The organism is uncultured Winogradskyella sp. (assembly GCF_947501905.1).
Classification (GTDB): Bacteria; Bacteroidota; Bacteroidia; order Flavobacteriales; family Flavobacteriaceae; genus Winogradskyella.
The window spans coordinates 609,853-630,754 of the sequence record NZ_CANMXL010000001.1 but is presented as its reverse complement, the minus strand read 5'-3'; the positions used below and the strand labels follow the sequence as shown (position 1 = coordinate 630,754).

The window sequence follows — 20,902 nt, the reverse complement described above, 5'->3', positions numbered from 1 at the left end:
AATGCGAGTAATGAGCCAAAAGTTCCCTGAATATAAAGGACTTAACTTGCCAAACGTTGCTGATGAAATCAGTAACTATTGGGAAGCAAATGATATCTTCAATAAAAGTGTAACCACAAGAGAAGGCAAACCACCTTATGTCTTTTTCGAAGGACCACCATCTGCAAATGGTTTACCAGGTGTTCACCATGTTTTAGCTCGCGCGATTAAAGATATTTTTCCACGCTATAAAACCATGAAAGGGTTTCAGGTAAAACGAAAAGCAGGCTGGGACACGCACGGATTACCTATTGAACTTGGTGTTGAGAAAGAACTTGGTATTACCAAAGAAGACATTGGCACAAAAATTACAGTAGAAGAGTACAACGCTGCTTGTAAAAAAGCGGTGATGCGTTATACAGATATCTGGAATGACCTCACTCAGAAAATGGGGTATTGGGTAAATATGGATGACCCATATATTACATACAAATCTAAATATATGGAATCTGTTTGGTGGTTACTAAAGCAGATTTACGACAAAGATTTATTATACAAAGGTTATACGATACAACCTTATTCTCCTAAAGCAGGAACAGGCTTAAGCTCACATGAGTTAAATCAGCCTGGCACTTATCAAGATGTTACTGATACAACAGTTGTAGCTCAGTTTAAAGTAAATGAAGATAGTTTACCTAATTTTTTACAGGACGAAGGCGATATTTATTTCTTAGCTTGGACAACAACGCCTTGGACGTTGCCAAGTAATACAGCATTAACGGTTGGGCCAAAGATTGATTACGTTTTAGTAGAAACCTATAACCAATACACATTTCAACCAATAAATGTGGTATTGGCCAAAAATTTAGTAGGAAAACAATTTGCTGGAAAATTTAATCAAGTTGAAGAAAAATCAGAATTACTAGCTTACAATTCTGGCGATAAAAAAATTCCTTATCATGTTGCCAAAGAATTTAAAGGTGCAGATTTAGTAGGCATCACTTACGAGCAACTTTTAGACTACGCCTTACCAAACGATAACCCAGAGAATGCTTTTAGAGTAATTTCTGGAGATTTTGTAACGACTGAAGACGGTACAGGAATCGTACACACAGCACCTACGTTTGGAGCAGATGATGCTTTAGTAGCAAAGCAAGCAAAGCCAGAAGTGCCACCACTTTTAGTTAAAGACGATAACGACAATTTGGTGCCACTTGTAGATTTACAAGGGAAGTTTAGACCAGAGATGGGAGAATTTGCGGGCAAATATGTAAAGAATGAGTATTATACTGATGGCGAAGCTCCTGAAAAATCTGTGGATGTTGAGCTTGCGATTAAACTTAAGACAGAAAATAAAGCCTTCAAGGTTGAAAAATATAAGCACAGTTATCCAAATTGCTGGCGTACTGATAAGCCAATTTTATATTATCCTTTAGATTCTTGGTTTATTAAAGTAACGGATGTTAAAGGTCGTATGCACGAACTTAATATGGGTATTAACTGGAAGCCAAAATCTACAGGCGAAGGTCGTTTTGGAAACTGGCTAGCTAATGCAAACGATTGGAACTTATCACGCTCTCGTTTTTGGGGAATTCCATTACCAATTTGGCGTACCGAAGACGGGAAAGAACAGATTTGCATCGGCTCAATGAAAGAGCTCAAAGCAGAAATGGCAAAGTCTATTGAAGCAGGAGTGCTTTCCGAAGATATCTTTGCTGATTTTGAAGTAGGTAATATGTCTGAAGACAACTATGAGAAGATAGATCTTCATAAAAATGTTGTAGATAAGATTGTTCTTGTTTCAGGTTCAGGACAGCCTATGAAACGTGAAAGCGATTTAATAGATGTTTGGTTCGATTCTGGCTCTATGCCTTATGCACAGTGGCATTATCCATTTGAAAATAAAGAACTCATTGACGAGAATAAATCATTTCCAGCAGATTTTATAGCCGAAGGCGTAGACCAAACACGTGGTTGGTTCTATACCTTGCATGCTATCGGAACTATGGTTTTCGATTCTGTAGCTTACAAAAATGTTGTGTCTAACGGATTAGTTTTAGATAAAAACGGACAAAAAATGTCTAAGCGTTTAGGAAACGCCACTGACCCTTTTGAAACTTTATCAAAATATGGTGCGGATGCCACGCGTTGGTACATGATAAGCAATGCTAATCCTTGGGATAATTTAAAATTTGATATTGATGGGATAGAAGAGGTAAAACGTAAGTTCTTTGGAACACTCTATAATACCTATTCATTCTTTTCATTATATACAAACTTAGATGGTTTTGATTATTCTGAAGCAGATATTCCACTAAACGAAAGACCAGAAATAGACCGTTGGATTCTTTCAGAATTAAATACATTAATCAAAAAAGTGGATGCTTTCTATGCAGAATATGAACCAACAAAAGCAGCAAGAGCAATCTCTAATTTTACTCAAGAATACTTAAGTAACTGGTATGTGCGTTTAAGTAGAAGACGTTTCTGGAAAGGGGATTACCAAGCTGATAAAATTTCGGCATATCAAACGCTTTATACATGTATGGTTACGCTATCAAAATTAGGGGGACCAATTGCACCATTCTTTATGGATCGTTTGTATTTAGATTTGAATGCAGTAACCAAAAAGGAAAATTTTGAAAGTGTACATTTAGCAGAATTCCCCGTGTGTGATGAAAAAGTGATTGATAAGTCTTTAGAGCGTAAAATGGAAAGCGCACAAACTATTTCATCTCTAGTATTATCGTTACGAGCAAAAGAGAAAATAAAAGTACGTCAACCGCTTCAGAAAATTATGATTCCTGTGACTAATAGTCAACAGAAACAAGAAATTGAAGCCGTTGCAGATTTAATAAAACATGAAGTTAATATCAAAGAAGTAGAGCTTTTAGAAGATGCTTCAGATATATTAGTAAAACAGATAAAGCCAAATTTTAAAGCTTTAGGACCACGTTTTGGTAAGGATATGAAGTTGATTGCCAGCGCGGTAAATAATTTCACTTCAGAAGATATCAACAAAATGGAGCAAAATGGTGCTTTTGATCTTGAAATTAATGGAAAAAATATTACATTAGGGCTAGATGATGTTGAGATTACATCGCAAGATATCGAAGGATGGCTTGTGGCTAATGAAGGCCCATTAACAGTGGCGTTAGACGTTACAATAAATGAAGATTTACGTAGAGAAGGTATTGCAAGAGAGCTTGTAAATCGAATTCAGAATTTACGTAAAGATTCAGGATTTGAGGTTACTGACAGAATTGACGTACAGTTACTAAGTAATTCAGATATAATTGCTGCTGTAAATGATAATGAAGCTTATATTAAAACTGAAACTTTAACAAACGATTTAAAAATTGTAGATAACTTAGACCATGGTATAGAGATTAATTTCGATGATGTAAATACCAAGCTGTCTATTAAAAAACATTAAGATATGGCAACAGACGCTAAAAATAGATACTCAGATAAAGCTTTAGAAGAATTTAGAGTACTTATTCAAGAAAAAATTGATAAAGCAGAGCACGACTTAGAGCTCATAAAGAGTGCTTACATGAACGACCATAATAATGGTACGGATGATACCTCACCTACATTCAAAGCTTTTGAAGAAGGTAGTGCAACAATGAGTAAAGAAGCAAATTCGGCTTTGGCAATACGTCAAGAGAAGTTTATTCGTGACCTAAAAAATGCGATTATTCGTATAGAGAACAAAACCTATGGTGTTTGTAGAGTTACTGGAAAACTTATTAATAAAGAACGGTTAAAATTAGTGCCTCACGCGACTTTAAGTATTGAAGCCAAGAACATGCAGAAGTAATAGTACTGCATGGACAATCATATAAATATCTTTAAGTCTTGGAATGCTAATTTCAAGACTTTTTTATTAGGGCTTTTTTTTCTAGCACCATTATTTAGTTTATCGCAAAATAAATCTGAATCCATTTTTACTGCAAAAGGTATTTCTGAGGTTATAGTCGATGGCAATCAAATTTTTAATATTTCTGTCAAGACTAAAGTTGCAGAGGATATTTCTGTAAAATCATTATCTGATGGTGAATATGGTAATGATTATCAGGTTATTTCAGAAGTTAAGAATAATCAATTATTTATCTCGTTAGAGCGAGTCTCTTTGGAAAAAACTCCTGATGATAAGAGAAATGCCCACAAAGTTATTGCAGCAACGTTGCAAATAAAAATGCCAGAAAAATTAAACCTTTCTATAAAGAGTGATGTAGGTTCTGTTGAAGCAAAGGGTGTATTTAATGAGTTAAACATAAACTTATTTCAAGGCGGTTGTACTATTAATGCTATAGCTAAGTTAGCAACAATAAAAACCATAGATGGTAATATTTACGTAAAGACTAGTAATGCTATAATAGAAACCGACTCACATCATGGATTGGTAGATTTTCCTAGTAATATGTTAGGCTTTAATGTATGGCGATTAACTACTAACGGTGGTAATATAAAAGTAGAAAAGCAAGAATAGGAGCCTCATATATGTCTTTAAAAAAATCCGTACTAATTATAATTGTCATTTTACTGATAGACCAAATCAGTAAAATATATATTAAAATGAATTTTGAATTACATGAAGACGTTACCGTATCCTCATGGTTCAAGGTAGTATTTGTTGAAAATGATGGTATGGCTTGGGGCACAAAATTGAGTGACATTTTTTCTTTTATTACCGATAAATCTGCAAAGCTTATTCTCACTCTATTCAGAATTGCTGCAGTAACTGGCATTGGTTATTGGCTTTATGATGTTATAAAAAAGCAAAAAACAAAAACTTTAATCTTTGCTATTTCTCTGATATTTGCAGGAGCATTAGGTAATATTATTGACTCTGTTTTTTATGGTGTTTTGTTTGATGACAGCTACGGACAAGTCGCTACATTTTTACCTAATGAAGGTGGTTATTCAGGTTTGTTTTATGGTAAAGTAGTAGATATGCTTAACTTCCCATTGTATAATGGCATTTTACCAGACTGGTTGCCGTTTTTTGGAGGAAAACAATTCTCCTTTTTTGACCCAGTTTTTAATATTGCAGATATGGCTATTAGTACAGGTATTGGTATTTTGATTGTGTTTAATAAAAGGGCTTTTCCTAAAAAATAACAATCTTTCTTCGACTTTAAGTCAACTAAAATATCTGGTACAATGCATTTAAGATTAAAAATATCCAACTACTGCTTAATAATTCTAAAACTTTGAGTTACCTTATTATTAGATTGAACTACTTTTAAAAGATATACACCTGAAGTTAATTCGTTTAACTCCAAGGTTTTAATATTAGCACCTGTACTTGAGTACAGTAATTGCCCACTCATGCTATACACTTGCGCTGAGGTAATGTTTATTTGACTTTTAATATGTAATACCGTTTCCAAAGGGTTAGGAAAAATAACCATGTTATTTTTATGATCTATCTCAGGCGCATTTAGGGTATTATTATATTCATAAGCACCAATATCAGTAGTGCTACCTGTTATGCGTGGTTGTCCAGTAATATCTGTGATTATGCCACTTGGCAATTGTGTATTATCTCCCGAGTCTACAAGTGGACTACCATTAGCAGGTATAAGTCCATCATCCAATGAGCCAAAAACACCATCGCTACCTGCAGGGTTGGTAGCATCTACAAAAATAGTATTAGCTGCTACTGCACTTAAATTCACAAAAGTTGTGGGGTTTGTTATGCTAATGCCACCTCCCGTACCATCAGAAGCATTATTGGTGGAATTTGAATTGATAGTACTTCCATCAATATCAGAAACAGTACCAGTTCCATTAGTATTATTATAAAATACAGTATTGTTGAGTGTAGGAGTAGATGTGTCATTATACATTCCAGCTCCACTAGCACCAAAGGCACTAAAGTTTTCAAAAAAAGTTATATTAGTAAGGTCGGGATTAGCATTCTTATTGTATATCCCTCCACCAACTAAAGCCGTATTTTGATAAAATACAACATTAGTAAAGTTAGGAGAAGATGAATCATTATAAATAGCGCCACCATTTGAAGCCGTATTGTCAGAAAATATCATATTAATAAGACTAGGAGAAGATGCCACATTATACATTCCTGCACCATTAAATCTTAAATAAGACACGCCTATATAGTTAATGCCTGTTGAGCTTGTGCTATTAGCTCTTCCAGCCTTAATGGTAAACCCATCTATAATACTACTTGTGCTTAATCCATGGGTAATCAATACATGGTAGGTATTAGTTCCCGAACCCATGTCTCCACTTAATATACTGGAATTTGCATAGTCTTGTACGTCATTGCTAGGATCAGAATCAGTATCGGGGATATAGCTACCTTTCAGTACAATATTTACATTAAAATGAAATGCAAAATCACGTGTGGTTATAGATGTAGCATCAGGGCTTTCTGTAGGTAAATAGGTGCCAGAAGCTACACGTATTTCATCACCTAATATTGCTATATCAAGCACTGGTTGTAAATCTTTTTTTGCATTTGCCCAATTGAGACCATCACCTGAATTATCAATCTTTGATGCATCTACATAATAGATGGTTTGAGCATAAGTAAACATATTTGCTGCTAGAATTATTAGTAAACTAATAGTGATAAGGTAAATTTGTTTCATTTTTATGTTTTAAGGATATAATCTTTCTTAAGTTATTGGTTTTATAAATTAGATAATATGATTACTAATTTATAAGAAATTGATATCTGTATAAGATTCAACAATTAAGGTATAACATATGTGTATAGAAAAAGGGAAGTAATAAATGACCTGTTTTACGTAACAAGTGACTTATATAATGTAATTAATGGTATAAGCCAACGATAAGATTTTGAAAATAGACGTGCTTTAGAGTGATCAGTATATTTAGCCTTTAAAAAATTTATATATTTCATTGGGAGTTATACAATAATCCAACTTTATATCATTTTCTGAAACTTCAAATTCTTCAGTCTCAGCTTCAAAAAAAGATAATCCAATTTTTAAGGTCTCTGGTCTGTATCCCGAAAGAAAACGATCATAAAACCCTTTACCATAACCAACCCGATTTCCAAAAGTGTCAAAAGCCAAAAGTGGTACAAAAACAAGGTCTATTTGTTGAGGCAAAATAGGAATACCATCTATAGGTTCAGGAATATTATATTCGTTTTTCTTTAAAGTGGTATTGTCGGTAAGTAGAAAATGAGACATGGTATAGTCTTCAAAATTACTTTTAGAAATGACAATGTTTTTATCTTTTCCGGCAAGAATATTTAAGATGTACTCTGTATTTATTTCCTTCTGCTCTTGGATGGGTAAAAAGATATGATAGAAAGAGTGATTCCATATATCTAGTTGTAATAGTTGATTGGCAATACTGAGGCTTCTATTTTCTATCTCGTCATAGCTTAATTCTTGACGAAGTGCTTTGTGTTTTTTGCGTATTTCAGACTTAGTCATTAGTCTTCAAGTTTTGTAGAGATATGAAAAATAGCATCACCTTGATATATGATGGGAGATTCATTAACATTAAAAACATAACCGCTATTAGGTGCTTTTATAAAATGATTAAAACTACCGTATGGGTCAGTAATATTACCAATAACATCACCTTTTTCAACTTTTGATGTCACATTTACTGTAGGCTTAAACATCCCAGAATATTTTGCACGTATCCATTTACTCTCGGTGATTTTTACACACTGTTTTTTGGGACGAGATACTTTGAATTTGCGATTAAGCATTTCTAAATGATTCAATACACGTTTAACGCCATTTACACCAGTATTTGTAATCGTAGTATCTATATGAAAAGATTTTCCGCCTTCAAATAATAACATTGGGATACCAAGTTTATAACAAGAGTTTCTAAAAGATTTATTCAAGTTTTTAGAATTGAATATAAACGGCGCTCCAAAAACTTGGGCAAGCTCATCTAAAACGACTTCATTTTTTACGATTCGTATTTGTGCCGCATTAAAACGATCTGCACCACCAGTATGAAAGTCTAAAATTAAATCAGCATGAGGCACAATTTGAGTCATAAGCTTATGTGCCACACGACTGGCTAAGGAGCCACCTTTTCCACCAGGAAAAACACGATTTAGGTCACGTCCATCAGGAAATAAACGGTCCATATGTATAAACCCAAAAACATTAATTACAGGTACACAGATTATAGTACCTCGTTTAGGTTTATTAATACCTTTAGCTATGACTTGGCGTACAATTTCTACACCATTAACTTCATCGCCATGTATACCAGCAGTTATTAAAATTGTTGGTCCAGGTTTTTTGGAACGTTCTATAATAACTGGGACATCAATCCTGTTTTGGGTATGAAGTTTGGCTACATTAAAACTGACTTTGGCGCTTTCACCAAGACCTACTTTTTGACCTAAAATATCTAGAACTTCTTTTTCACTCATATAATCTTTCTGTCTCTATTTTCTATTACGTTCTATAAACGTAATAATTGCTCTGGCAATGTTTTTTTGTGTAGCACCTTCAATACCTTCTAGTCCTGGAGTAGAATTTACTTCCATGATTAAAGGTCCGCGATTAGATTGTAACATATCTACACCACAAACAGGTAATTTTAATGCTCGAGATGCTTTTATTGCAAGTTTTAATTCACTTTCAGATAGTCTAATATAATCTGCATGACCACCACGATGTAGGTTAGAACGGAATTCGCCATCTTTTCCTTGGCGTTTCATGGCGCCAACCACTTGGTTGTCTACAACTAATGCACGCAAATCTGCACCTTTAGCTTCTTCAATATATTCTTGTACTAAGGCTCTAGCTTGTAAACCGTTAAAAGCTTCTAGTACAGATTCAGCTGCATTTTTTGATTCGGCTAAAACCACACCTAAACCTTGAGTACCTTCTAGAAGTTTAATAATTACAGGAGGACCTCCAACATGATTCAATACTTCTTCTACATCACGAGAATAATTGGTAAATACTGTTTTTGGCATTCCAATTCCCGCTTTAGATAAGCGCTGAAAACTACGAAGTTTATCTCTTGACCTTAAAATAGCATCAGACGTCACAGTGGTAAAGACATTCATCATTTCAAATTGTCTGACAACAGCGCAACCAAAAAAGGTAACAGATGCGCCTATTCTTGGGATAATGGCGTCTACGTAATTGAGATAACGGTCCTTGTAATAGATGGTTGGCTTTTCTTGCTCAATAATAATATCGCACTTTAATGGGTCTATAACCTCAACCTCATGACCGCGATTTTCGCCTTCTTCAATAAGGCGTCTCGTGGAATATAAGTTTTCATTTCTAGAAAGTATTACGATATTCATTTTGTGGTGCTTAAAATGCTAAAGTTAAAAAGTATTTAGAGTTAGTCAAACTTATATAACTCTTAACTTTTATATACCTTTGAATACATGTCCGAAACTGCTTTAGATATTCAGATAAAAACCTTACCTCATCAACCAGGTGTCTATCAGTATTTTGATGCTGATGATAACTTAATTTATGTTGGTAAAGCTAAGAATATAAAAAAGCGTGTAAGCTCTTATTTTACTAAACATCACGATTATGGTAAAACCCGTGTTTTGGTTAAGAAAATAGTTTCGGTAAAGCATATTGTGGTTGAGACAGAGAGTGATGCACTGTTATTAGAGAACAATCTTATTAAGAAGTATAAACCGCGCTATAATGTGTTGCTTAAAGATGACAAATCGTATCCTTGGATTTGTGTCAAGAAAGAACGTTTTCCTAGAGTGTTTTCTACACGTCGAGTTATTAAAGATGGGTCAGAATATTTTGGACCATATACAAGTATGAAAACTGTAAAAACTTTATTAGGTTTAATTAAAGGCTTGTATCAATTAAGAACATGTAATTATCATTTAACAGAACAGAAGGTTGAAGCAGGAAAGTTTAAAGTTTGTTTAGAATACCATTTAGGAAACTGTAAAGGTGCTTGCGAAGGTCTAGAAACTGAAGCGCAATATCATGGAAACATTTCAGCGATTAGAGAAATTTTAAAAGGAAATTTTAAAGATTCACTTCAGCAATTTAGAAAGCAAATGAAGACTTATGCAGAACAAATGCAGTTTGAAGATGCACAAAAAGTCAAAGAGAAATTGGATATTCTTGAAAATTACCAAGCAAAGTCTACTGTTGTTAATCCTAAGATTAGTAATGTAGATGTGTTTTCTATTGTAAGTGATGAGAGCTATGCATATATCAATTTTTTACAATTGTCTTATGGTTCTATAATTAGGTCACATACTCTAGAAATTAAAAAGAAACTTCAAGAAACAGATAAAGAATTGTTAGAGATAGCAATTACCGAAATCAGACAACGTTTTCATTCTAATAGTAAAGAAATCTATGTGCCTTTTAAAGTAGAGTTGGGAGATACTATCAAGATAACGGTTCCTAAACTTGGGGATAAGAAAAGTATTTTAGATTTATCTATACGTAATGCTAAGTATTATCGTATGGATAAAATGAAGCAGATTAAAATTACTGATCCAGACCGGCATGCTAATCGTATTATGGCACAGATGAAAGCAGATTTGCGTTTGTCTGACGAGCCTAGACATATCGAGTGTTTTGATAATTCTAATATACAAGGGACAAATCCCGTAGCCGCTTGTGTGGTTTTTAAAAATGGTAAGCCCAGCAAAAAAGATTATCGCCATTTTAATATAAAAACTGTTGAAGGGCCAGATGATTTTGCGTCTATGGAAGAGGTAGTGCATAGAAGATATAAACGACTCTTGGAAGAAGACCAGCCATTACCACATCTTATAATTATAGATGGCGGAAAAGGGCAATTATCTTCGGCATTAAAGAGTTTAGACCTTTTAGGTTTGCGCAAAAAAATAGCAATCATCGGTATAGCCAAACGTTTAGAAGAATTATTTTATCCAGATGACCCAATTCCATTATATTTAGATAAAAAAAGCGAAACACTAAAGATTATTCAACAACTCAGAAACGAAGCGCATCGTTTTGGGATTGAACACCATAGAAATAGGAGAAGTAAAGGTGCACTAAAAACTGAGTTAGAAAATATTCCTGGTGTTGGTGAGCAAACAATAGTAGATTTGATGAAAGCGTTTAAAACTGTAAAGCGAATTGCTAATGCTAAGCTAGATGAACTCGAGACAGTTGTAGGTGTATCGAGAGCCAATAAAGTATATAACTATTACCATAAAGAATAAAGTGAGAATTAAGACTAAACATATCATCGTTTTTGGATTACTTGTCTTAATGTTTTCAGGTTTGCAATTACGAGCTCAAGAGATTGAGAGACCTAAAGTAGGTCTAGTTTTAAGTGGTGGTGGTGCAAAAGGATTTGCGCATATAGGTACTTTAAAAGTTATAGATAGTTTAGGTATTAAAGTAGATTACATCGCAGGTACTAGTATGGGAGCAATTATTGGGTCGTTGTATTCATCTGGATATTCTGGTAAACAGTTAGATTCACTATTCAAAACTATAGATTTTGATATGTTGATTAACGATAAGTTTTCTAGAAAATCAAAATCTTTAGCCGAACGAAATAATTCCGAACGCTATGCTGTTAGTCTTCCTTTTCAGAAGTTTAAAATTTCATTGCCCTCAGGTTTGTCAAGAGGGCAAAATGTATATAACCTATTATACAAAATGATGCTTCCTGTAAATGATGTGTCTAATTTTGAAGATTTGCCAATTCCTTTTTTCTGTATTGCAACTAATATAGAAACTGGAGAGCCTGTAGTTATGGATTCAGGTAATTTAGCTGAAGCTGTTGCAGCCAGTGGTGCGTTTCCTTCCTTGTTTCAGCCAGTTGTAATTGATAATAAAATTTATATAGACGGCGGTGTTACCAATAACTACCCTATTAAAGAGCTAAGGGCAAAAGGGATGGATATTATTATTGGAGTGGATGTACAAGATGATTTAAAAGATAGAGAAGCATTGAATTCTGCTCCAGATATCTTGCTACAAATAAATAATTTTAGAACTATTAATGATATGAAGGAAAAGCGAAAGCTTACCGATATTTATATTAAACCAGATATCACTAATTTTTCGGTTATTTCATTTGGAGAAGGAAGAGACATTGTTAAAAATGGTGAAGCTGCAGCAAAAGAACAATTAGAAGCTTTAAAGAAATTAAAAGAAACCCAAAAAGACTTTACCGTAAGAAAACACCTTAGTATTACGGATAGTATTAAAATTAGAAACACATACGTCTCAGGTAATAAGCGTTATACGCGTTCTTATGTTTTAGGAAAATTAAAGCTTAAGGGAGACGATGATATTAGTTATAATGAACTAAATAGAGGGATAAACAACTTAGTTGCAACTAACAATTTCGATGCATTTAGATATAAATTATTACCTACAGATACAGAAGGTGTTTATGATTTAGATGCAAAAATCAAAGAATCAGAAACAAGTACATTTATAAAATTAGGTGTGCACTATGATGGTCTATATAAAAGTGCGGCTTTGATAAATATATCTCAAAAACGCTTGCTGTCTAAGAATGATATAGCTGCTTTAGATATTGTTCTTGGAGATAATATTAGGTATGATTTTGATTATTTTATTGATAAAGGGTTTTACGTTAGTATAGGTTTAAAATCTAGATATAATCAGTTCGATAGACGAGTGAATGCAAATTTACTGTTGCAACCAGACGATCCTCTTTTAGTTAACCTAAACAAAGTAGATGTCGAACTTCAAGATCAAACCAATCAGTTGTACTTTCAAACCTTGCTAGCAAAAGAGTTTGCTATAAATTTAGGCGTTGAGCATAAGCGATTAAAAATCACGACCGAAAACTTAAATAATAACAATGCGGAAGAAGATTTTACATTCGAGAATACTGATTATTTTAGCCTTTTTGGAAATCTAAAAATAGACAAGTACGATAATCGTTATTTCCCAAATAATGGATTTTGGTTTGATGGTAATGTACATTGGTATTTGACAGCTAGTGGTTTCAATAATGATTTCGAACCCTTTTCTATTGCAAAAGCCGAAATAGGTTATGCCTTTAGCCCATTAGATAAGTTGTCTATTAATCTTAAAACTTCTGGAGGATTTCAATTAGGAGATCGCTCAACAAATTTCTTAAATTTTGCATTTGGTGGTTATGGCGAAAATTTTATAAATAACATAGATTCTTTTTATGGATATGATTATTTATCAGTAGTCGGGAATAGCTTTGTTAAAGCTGATATTAATCTAGATTACGAATTGTTTAAAAAGCATCATATCATGTTATCTGGCAATTTTGCTAATATAGAAGACAACATTTTTGATGATGACGAATGGATATCTGTACCAGATTATACAGGTTATGCTTTAGGTTATTCTATAGAAACATTTTTAGGACCAATTGAGGCAAAGTATACAATTTCACCTGAATTAAAAGAGAGCTACTGGTTTTTTAATGTTGGTTTTTGGTTTTAGGGTTTCACATATTTTCCGATATTTGTACAGTTATGACACTATTCTGGACAGATTTAAAACTTTACCTTCATTTCCTTATCAAAAGGAATCCAGAATAAGCACGCATTTTTTGTAACTTTAGAGACAGGTATTGCAAGTGTTACTTTATATGCCTAAACAATATAACATCTAAACAATTCAAGAATGCCATTTTATCATAAACTCGGAGAAATTCCACCTAAACGACATACCCAATTCAAAAAACCTGATGGTAGTTTTTACTACGAACAACTATTTGGAACTATTGGCTTTGATGGGATGTCAACAAATAGCTACCATGAACAGCGTCCAACACAAGTCAAAGAAATTAAAGGACAATATAGCGTTGCTCCAAAGATAGCGAAGGCCAATAATATGCAGTCTTATCGTTTGCATGGTTTTAAAGTGAAGCCAGAGAACGATTATTTACAGAGCCGAAAAATAGTATTATCTAATAGTGATTGTAATATTATTTTATCAGCACCAAAATCTTCAACCAAAGATTATTTTTATAAAAATACTGATGCAGATGAGTTAATTTTCATTCATAAAGGAACAGGTAAATTAAGAACACATCTGGGAAATTTAGATTTCAAGTATGGAGATTATCTATTAGTACCTCGTGGTATCATCTACAAACTAGATTTTGATACTGAGGACAATCGCCTTTTTATTGTAGAGTCTTATCGTCCTATTTATACGCCTAAGCGTTACCGTAATTGGTTTGGACAATTATTAGAACATTCACCATTTTGTGAACGCGATTTAAGACAGCCTCAAGAACTAGAAACGTATAATGAGTCGGGAGAATTTTTAATTAAAGTAAAAAAGCAAGACGAAATTTTTGATATGATCTATGCTTCGCATCCTTTTGATGTAGTGGGCTATGATGGCTATAACTATCCGTATGCATTTTCTATTCATGACTTTGAGCCCATAACAGGACGTGTGCATCAACCACCACCTGTGCATCAAACTTTTGAGACTGATGCGTTTGTCGTTTGCAGCTTTGTACCAAGGTTGTATGATTATCACCCTTTAGCAGTGCCAGCACCATACAATCATAGCAATATAGATAGTGATGAGGTATTGTATTATGTTGATGGTGATTTTATGAGCCGTAATGATATTGACAAAGGTCATATTTCTTTGCATCCAGCTGGCATACCTCATGGACCACATCCTGGAGCTATGGAGCGTAGTATTGGCAAAGTAAAAACAGATGAATTGGCTGTGATGATAGATACATTTAAGCCTCTAAAAGTTACAGAAGAAGCTTTAAAAATAGCTGATGAAGATTACTATAAATCTTGGTTAGAATAAAAAACAACAGTCAAAAAAATTGATTAAATATTTTAAAAATTAAATCATGGCAAAAGAAGTAAAATCAGTCGATTATGGACTGGAAAAAATATTTGAAGGCGCGCAAGATTTCTTACCACTTTTAGGAACAGATTATGTAGAGTTCTATGTAGGTAATGCAAAACAATCCGCACATTTTTATAAAACAGCATTTGGCTTTCAATCCTATGCATATAAAGGTTTAGAAACTGGGTCAAAAGACGAGGTAAGTTATGTGTTAAAGCAAGACAAAATAAGAATTGTCTTAACGACGCCTCTAAATAGTAAATCACCAGTAAATGACCATATAGTCAAGCACGGCGACGGCGTTAAAGTTGTAGCGCTTTGGGTAGATGATGCTAAAAAATCTTACGAAGAAACCACTAAGCGTGGTGCAAAATCATTTATGGAACCAAGAGTTGAGTCTGATGATTTTGGGGAGGTCGTTAGAGCTGGAATATATACTTATGGAGAAACCGTACATATGTTTGTAGAACGTAAAAATTATAAAGGTGCGTTTTTACCAGGTTTTGTTGAGTGGAAAAGTGATTATAATCCAGAACCAGTTGGCTTAAAATACATAGACCACATGGTTGGTAATGTAGGTTGGGGTCAAATGAACAAATGGGTTAAATGGTACGAAGATGTTATGGGTTTTGTTAACTTTTTGTCTTTTGACGATAAGCAAATTCATACTGAGTATTCAGCCTTAATGAGTAAAGTAATGAGTAATGGTAATGGTCGAATCAAGTTCCCAATAAATGAACCTGCGAAAGCTGCAAAAAAATCGCAAATAGAAGAATATTTAGATTTTTATGAAGACTCAGGTGTTCAACATATTGCTGTAGCAACAGATGATATCATAAAAACGGTTGCTCAATTAAGGGCTCGGGGCGTGGAGTTTTTACCACCACCACCGCAATCTTATTACGATATGATTCCAGAGCGATTAGGAGTGCATATGGATATGATGAAAGAAGATATTGCTGAGTTGCAGCGATTATCTATTTTGGTAGATGCAGATGAAGAAGGGTATTTGCTACAGATTTTTACAAAACCTGTAGAGGATAGACCAACATTATTTTTTGAAATTATCCAACGCATGGGAGCACAAGGCTTTGGCGCAGGAAATTTTAAGGCTTTATTTGAATCTATTGAACGCGAACAAGCCAAACGCGGCACACTATAATATACAATGTTGTATTTACGTTAAAACACCGTCAACTATTGACGGTGTTTTTTACTTTTAATACTTTTGGAATAGTAATTGTAAATGTTATGCTATTACTAATAAAATGTAGATATAAAAGTTACATTTGTATTACAGATTTTTTATGAAAAAGTGTTTACTATTTTTTATTACCATAGTTAGCTTACAACTTGTAGTAGCTCAGCAAGAATCTGCCTTTAAAAGTGGAGAATGGTTCAAGTTTCGTATGAGTTATAGCGGATGGCTTAAAGCAGGTGAAGCTACATTAAATATTAAAGAAAAAAGCCTGGACGGAAAGCCAGTTTATCATGTTGTAGGTAAAGGAAAAACAACTGGCGCTATAAATTGGTTTTTTAAAGTAAGAGATCGTTACGAAAGTTATTTCGATACAAAAACGGGCTTGCCATATAAGTTTATCAGAAAAATTGACGAAGGTGGTCACAAAAAAGATGTTGAGATTGCTTTTGACCATGAGAACAAAAAAGCCAAAGTCAATAACAAAAAATATAAAACAATAAAATCTGTCGACATTGATACAAATGTTCAAGATTTAGTTTCTGCATTTTATTACCTCAGAAATAACTATGATACTGAGAGTATTAAAAAAGGAGATGTTGTAAAGTTGAGTATGTTTTTTGATGAAGAGAACTATCCATTCAAACTTAAATTTTTGGGCCGTGAAACGATAAAAGTCAAATTAAATGGTAGTAAAATAAAAGTGAAAACGCTTAAATTTAGACCCTATGTAATGGCTGGACGTGTCTTTAAAGAAGAAGAAAGTTTGACGTTATGGGTAAGTGCAGATAAAAATAAAATACCTTTAAAGATAAAAGCAGATTTAGCTGTAGGCTCTTTACGTGCAGATTTAGAAAAATATAAAGGGCTTAAACATTCTTTCGAAGTTCAATTTGATTAAAACATATGTCAGACCAACCAGACTATTCACATATTATAAAAGCACTTCAAGAAAAGTATAATGGTATAGACCAAGATACAGACGACCATCTTCTGGGCCTTTTATATAGTAAGCCTATAACGTATTGGGATTATATACAAACTGATGCTTTACTAGGATTACAAACTCAACGAACTACTTTGCCAGATGAGATGGTTTTTATTGCCTATCATCAAATCAATGAGCTTATTTTTAAGATGATTCTTTGGGAAATATCTCAAGTTGCTGAAAAAGAAAATCTAAAAGCAGATTTTTTTGAAAGTAAAATCATGCGAGTTTCTAGATATTTTGATATGCTTACCACATCTTTCAATATTATGAGAGAAGGTATGGAAGTAGAGCAATACATGAAATTTAGATATACTCTAACACCAGCAAGTGGTTTTCAAAGTGCTCAGTATCGTTTTATAGAATTTGCTTCTACAGAATTAATTAATCTTATAGACTATAGATTCAGAAAAGATATTGATAGAAACACGCCATATACACATGCCTTTGAACACTTGTATTGGCAAGCAGCAGGGAAAGATCATAAAACAGGAAAAAAATCTACATTATTAGTAAACTTTGAAAAACGTTATAAGAACGAATTTTTAAGGTTTATGGAAACATACAATACTAAAAACTTGTGGACACGCTTTAAAGAGCTACCAAAAGAAGATCAAGAAGATCAAGATTTAGTTAAGGCTATGCGACATTATGATTATACAGTAAATGTTACATGGGTAATGGCACATTATAATGCCGCAAAACATTATATAGAAAGTGGTATTGGTGATGGCGAAGCTACTGGAGGTAGTGATTGGAAAAAATACATGCATCCAAAATACCAACGCCGTATTTTCTTTCCAGATTTGTGGAGTGAAGAAGAATTAGAAAATTGGGGGACAAATATATAAACCAAGAACGATTAATGCATTTAAAAAGATTAGTTTGGATAGCAGTAATAGCTGCAATTTTTTGGACATGTAAAGAGGATAAGCCAGAAGAAACAATTGAAGAATTAGCAGTTGTAGAGGTTAAAGAAAATCTTGAATTTGGCTTTAACCTGGATGACTTTATTGTTAAAAGAGACACCATTAAAAGTGGTGACAGTTTTGGAGAAATCTTAGAACGAAACAATATTGGTTATCCAAAAATATTTCAAATTGCCGAGAAGGCAAAAGACTCATTCGATATAAGAAGGTTACAAGTTGGTAAGCCTTATACTTTACTTTGCGCAAAGGATAGTTTAGAGACACCAAAAAGTTTTATTTATCAACCTAGTAAAGAAGAATATGTTGTCATAGATTTTCAGGATTCTATTCAGGCTTATATGGGTAGAAAACCCATAAAATATGTTGAGAGAGAAGCATCTGGTGTCATACCTCAAGGTAGCGGGATTTCGATGGTTTTAGATAAAAAAGGCTTAAGTCAGCGTTTGGCAAATAAGATGGCTAACGAAATCTATGCTTGGACTATAGATTTTAACCGACTGCAACCGGGTGACCGTTTTAAAGTTATTTATACAGATAAGTATATCGATGATAGCATTTATGCAGGTGTAGACCATGTAAAAGCAGCTTATTTTGAGCACAATAAAAAGCCGTTTTATGCTTTTGAGTTTGAGACAGATAGTGTAAAAGGGATTGTAGATTATTTTAATGATGAAGCAAAAAATTTAAGACGAGCCTTTTTAAAATCACCGATTAAATTTGGAGGTCGTGTGTCTTCAAGATATAATTTAAAAAGGCGCATTGCGCATTATGGCTATCGCGTAAAAGCCCATCGAGGTACCGACTTTGCTGCAGCAAATGGTACACCTATTTTAGCTACTGCAAATGGAACAGTTACTAAATCTTCTTATACAAGAGGCAATGGTAAGTATGTAAAAATTAGGCATAACGCCACTTATGAAACACAATATCTTCACATGTCTCGCCGAAAAGCAAAAGTCGGTCAATTTGTAAAACAAGGAGATGTTATTGGGTATGTTGGTAATACAGGGAGTTCAGCGGGTAATCATGTGTGCTATCGTTTTTGGAAAAATGGAAAGCAAGTCGATCCATTTAAACAAAAATTACCTGAGGCAAAGCCTATTTCGGATAGCTTAAAAGTTAAATTTTTAGATTACATCGTTCCTATAAAACATCAATTAGATAATATTATTTTGGTTGAAGATTCACTTCCTCCAGAAACTGAAGAGACACTTTCAGAGATACAATAATTATGGCATTACAAGCAACCAATCCAACTACGACCAAAGCTTGGTCACACTTACAATCGCATTTTTCTGAATTAAAAGATGTTCATCTTAAAGAATTATTTAAGAATAACTCAAAACGAGCAGAAGAATTGACTGTGATTTGGGATGATTTTTATGTCGATTTTTCTAAAAATAGAATTACTAAAGAAACCATTTTGTTACTTACGGATTTAGCAAAGGAGTTGAATCTTAAAGATGCTATTTCAAAATATTTCGACGGCGACATTATTAATAAAACTGAAGGAAGGGCTGTTCTTCATACTGCACTTAGAGCGCCAGAAAGCGCTGAAGTTTTTGTAGACGGAGAAAATGTAATTCCTGGAGTTTATGCTGTAAAAGAAAAAATTAAAAATTTCACAAATAATATTGCAAGTGGTAATCATAGAGGTTTTACAGGAGAACAAATTACAGATGTAGTAAATATTGGTATTGGAGGTTCTGATTTAGGGCCAGCAATGGTGGTAGACTCACTTCAGTTTTATAAAAATCAACTTAATACACACTTTGTAAGTAATGTTGATGGTGATCACTATCAAGAAATAGTTAAAAACCTAAATCCTGAAACGACACTTTTTGTAATCGTTTCTAAAACATTTACGACTCAGGAGACACTTTCTAATGCTAATTCTATTAGAGCTTGGTTTTTGCAAGCTTTACCAAAAGAAGCAATAGCTAATCATTTTGTTGCGGTATCTACAAATATTGAAAGCGTAAAAGCTTTTGGTATAGATGAAGCAAATATTTTCCCAATAAAAGATTGGGTTGGCGGCCGTTTTTCGTTATGGAGTGCAGTTGGCTTGTCAATAAGTCTTGCCTTAGGATATGATAATTTTGAAAATCTTCTCAGTGGTGCTCATAAAATGGATGAACATTTTAGAACTTCAGATTTTGAAGAAAACATTCCAGTCATTGCTGCATTATTAACAGTTTGGTATAATAACTTTTATGAAGCTGAGAGTGAAGCTATAATCCCTTATACGCAATATCTTAATCAATTTGCAACATATTTGCAACAAGGTATTATGGAAAGTAATGGAAAAAGCGTGGATAGAGATGGTGAGCCAGTTAATTATCAAACAGGAACTCTGATTTGGGGAGAGCCAGGAACTAACTCGCAACATGCCTTTTTTCAATTGATACATCAAGGCACAAAATTAATCCCAACAGATTTTATTGGTTATGTAAAATCACTTCACGGTAATAAAGACCATCACGATAAGCTGATGTCTAATTATTTTGCGCAGACCGAAGCTTTAATGAATGGTAAAACCGAAGATGAGGTTTTAGAAGAATTAGGAAACGCTTCTGAGGAACAGAAGCAAATGCTTTTGCCTTTCAAAATTTTCGAAGGCAATAAACCAACAACATCAATCTTAATTCAAAAACTAACTCCAGAAAGTTTAGGAAAATTGATAGCTATGTATGAGCATAAAATATTTGTGCAAGGTGTTATTTGGAATATTTTTAGCTATGACCAATTTGGTGTTGAACTAGGTAAAAAATTAGCAAAAACAATTTTAGAAGACTTAAATTCTCCAGTTATTCACAATCCTCATGACACCTCTACTCAGAGTCTCATTGAGTTTTTTAAGAAATGATTAACATTTTGTTGAAAAATATTCAGAATTCTTAAATTTTTAAGTGTTTTACACCCTTCCTTTTAATTAATTTTGACTGTTAAAATTCTTAACATTCAGTTAATATTTCAACCAACATTAGTCGTA

General features: G+C 33.5%; 16 protein-coding genes. 12 read left to right on the top strand and 4 right to left on the bottom strand.

All coding sequences use genetic code 11. The features are described from left to right. The first annotated feature begins 10 nt into the window (after positions 1-10). From ileS to Q0770_RS02860, 4 genes are read left to right on the top strand one after another with little or no spacing between them, the layout of a single operon-like run. Entirely contained in the window at positions 11-3,415 is a 3,405-nt protein-coding gene (ileS, locus tag Q0770_RS02875) for an isoleucine--tRNA ligase (RefSeq protein WP_299113801.1), read from the top strand. A gap of 3 nt (positions 3,416-3,418) precedes the next feature. Continuing rightward, positions 3,419-3,802: a TraR/DksA C4-type zinc finger protein gene (locus Q0770_RS02870; RefSeq protein WP_188373423.1), complete on the top strand. Its 384-nt coding sequence runs from the start codon at positions 3,419-3,421 to the stop codon at positions 3,800-3,802. Positions 3,803-3,811: 9 nt separating this feature from the next. Then, positions 3,812-4,474, top strand: a complete 663-nt coding sequence (locus tag Q0770_RS02865) for a hypothetical protein (RefSeq protein WP_299113797.1) — start codon at positions 3,812-3,814, stop codon at positions 4,472-4,474. An 11-nt stretch (positions 4,475-4,485) separates the two neighbouring features. Next, positions 4,486-5,106 carry a lipoprotein signal peptidase gene (locus Q0770_RS02860; protein ID WP_299113795.1) on the top strand — a complete coding sequence of 207 codons (621 nt, stop codon included), beginning with the start codon at positions 4,486-4,488 and terminating at the stop codon, positions 5,104-5,106. 68 nt (positions 5,107-5,174) lie between these two features. Here the strand turns inward: Q0770_RS02860 and Q0770_RS02855 are convergent, their stop codons facing one another. The 4 genes from Q0770_RS02855 to rimK all read right to left on the bottom strand — a co-directional run bounded on the left by Q0770_RS02855 (position 5,175) and on the right by rimK (position 9,283). Next, positions 5,175-6,605 (bottom strand): T9SS type A sorting domain-containing protein, encoded by a 1,431-nt coding sequence (locus tag Q0770_RS02855; RefSeq protein ID WP_299113793.1) that lies wholly within the window; start codon positions 6,603-6,605, stop codon positions 5,175-5,177. A gap of 246 nt (positions 6,606-6,851) precedes the next feature. Then, entirely contained in the window at positions 6,852-7,424 is a 573-nt protein-coding gene (locus Q0770_RS02850; protein WP_299113791.1) for a 5-formyltetrahydrofolate cyclo-ligase, read from the bottom strand. After that, the gene (locus Q0770_RS02845; RefSeq protein ID WP_299113789.1) at positions 7,424-8,392 is read right to left on the bottom strand and encodes a succinylglutamate desuccinylase/aspartoacylase family protein; all 969 of its coding nucleotides are present in this window, start codon (positions 8,390-8,392) and stop codon (positions 7,424-7,426) included. Before Q0770_RS02845 ends, Q0770_RS02850 begins: the two co-directional genes overlap by 1 nt. Positions 8,393-8,407: 15 nt before the next feature. Next, a complete protein-coding gene (gene rimK, locus Q0770_RS02840) occupies positions 8,408-9,283 on the bottom strand; it encodes a 30S ribosomal protein S6--L-glutamate ligase (protein ID WP_299113787.1) in 876 nt (291 codons plus the stop codon). Positions 9,284-9,370: 87 nt separating this feature from the next. Here rimK and uvrC point away from each other — a divergent pair, with 87 nt between their 5' ends. From uvrC to pgi, 8 genes are all read left to right on the top strand, one after another. Continuing rightward, positions 9,371-11,164: an excinuclease ABC subunit UvrC gene (gene uvrC, locus Q0770_RS02835; RefSeq protein ID WP_299113785.1), complete on the top strand. Its 1,794-nt coding sequence runs from the start codon at positions 9,371-9,373 to the stop codon at positions 11,162-11,164. Position 11,165: 1 nt separating this feature from the next. Beyond that, complete coding sequence (locus tag Q0770_RS02830) at positions 11,166-13,409, top strand: patatin-like phospholipase family protein (RefSeq protein WP_306420457.1); 2,244 nt, start codon at positions 11,166-11,168, stop codon at positions 13,407-13,409. 183 nt (positions 13,410-13,592) lie between these two features. Continuing rightward, complete coding sequence (locus tag Q0770_RS02825; protein WP_299113783.1) at positions 13,593-14,750, top strand: homogentisate 1,2-dioxygenase; 1,158 nt, start codon at positions 13,593-13,595, stop codon at positions 14,748-14,750. Between the two features lie 46 nt (positions 14,751-14,796). Next, a complete protein-coding gene (gene hppD, locus Q0770_RS02820) occupies positions 14,797-15,957 on the top strand; it encodes a 4-hydroxyphenylpyruvate dioxygenase (RefSeq protein WP_299113781.1) in 1,161 nt (386 codons plus the stop codon). Between the two features lie 145 nt (positions 15,958-16,102). Further along, entirely contained in the window at positions 16,103-16,894 is a 792-nt protein-coding gene (locus Q0770_RS02815; RefSeq protein ID WP_299113779.1) for a DUF3108 domain-containing protein, read from the top strand. Positions 16,895-16,899: 5 nt separating this feature from the next. Then, positions 16,900-17,832: a tryptophan 2,3-dioxygenase family protein gene (locus tag Q0770_RS02810; RefSeq protein ID WP_299113777.1), complete on the top strand. Its 933-nt coding sequence runs from the start codon at positions 16,900-16,902 to the stop codon at positions 17,830-17,832. Between the two features lie 14 nt (positions 17,833-17,846). Next, a complete protein-coding gene (locus Q0770_RS02805) occupies positions 17,847-19,139 on the top strand; it encodes a peptidoglycan DD-metalloendopeptidase family protein (protein ID WP_299113775.1) in 1,293 nt (430 codons plus the stop codon). Between the two features lie 2 nt (positions 19,140-19,141). Beyond that, entirely contained in the window at positions 19,142-20,776 is a 1,635-nt protein-coding gene (gene pgi / locus Q0770_RS02800; RefSeq protein ID WP_299113773.1) for a glucose-6-phosphate isomerase, read from the top strand. Positions 20,777-20,902: the final 126 nt, after the last annotated feature.

Excerpts from the sequence above, each read along its gene's own strand:
- ileS (WP_299113801.1), top strand. The coding sequence starts at position 11 with ATGAGCCAAAAGTTCCCTGAATATAAAGGACTTAACTTGCCAAACGTT.
- Q0770_RS02870 (WP_188373423.1), top strand. The coding sequence starts at position 3,419 with ATGGCAACAGACGCTAAAAATAGATACTCAGATAAAGCTTTAGAAGAA.
- Q0770_RS02865 (WP_299113797.1), top strand. The coding sequence starts at position 3,812 with ATGGACAATCATATAAATATCTTTAAGTCTTGGAATGCTAATTTCAAG.
- Q0770_RS02860 (WP_299113795.1), top strand. The coding sequence starts at position 4,486 with ATGTCTTTAAAAAAATCCGTACTAATTATAATTGTCATTTTACTGATA.
- Q0770_RS02855 (WP_299113793.1), bottom strand. The coding sequence starts at position 6,605 with ATGAAACAAATTTACCTTATCACTATTAGTTTACTAATAATTCTAGCA.
- Q0770_RS02850 (WP_299113791.1), bottom strand. The coding sequence starts at position 7,424 with ATGACTAAGTCTGAAATACGCAAAAAACACAAAGCACTTCGTCAAGAA.
- Q0770_RS02845 (WP_299113789.1), bottom strand. The coding sequence starts at position 8,392 with ATGAGTGAAAAAGAAGTTCTAGATATTTTAGGTCAAAAAGTAGGTCTT.
- rimK (WP_299113787.1), bottom strand. The coding sequence starts at position 9,283 with ATGAATATCGTAATACTTTCTAGAAATGAAAACTTATATTCCACGAGA.
- uvrC (WP_299113785.1), top strand. The coding sequence starts at position 9,371 with ATGTCCGAAACTGCTTTAGATATTCAGATAAAAACCTTACCTCATCAA.
- Q0770_RS02825 (WP_299113783.1), top strand. The coding sequence starts at position 13,593 with ATGCCATTTTATCATAAACTCGGAGAAATTCCACCTAAACGACATACC.
- hppD (WP_299113781.1), top strand. The coding sequence starts at position 14,797 with ATGGCAAAAGAAGTAAAATCAGTCGATTATGGACTGGAAAAAATATTT.
- Q0770_RS02815 (WP_299113779.1), top strand. The coding sequence starts at position 16,103 with ATGAAAAAGTGTTTACTATTTTTTATTACCATAGTTAGCTTACAACTT.
- Q0770_RS02810 (WP_299113777.1), top strand. The coding sequence starts at position 16,900 with ATGTCAGACCAACCAGACTATTCACATATTATAAAAGCACTTCAAGAA.
- Q0770_RS02805 (WP_299113775.1), top strand. The coding sequence starts at position 17,847 with ATGCATTTAAAAAGATTAGTTTGGATAGCAGTAATAGCTGCAATTTTT.
- pgi (WP_299113773.1), top strand. The coding sequence starts at position 19,142 with ATGGCATTACAAGCAACCAATCCAACTACGACCAAAGCTTGGTCACAC.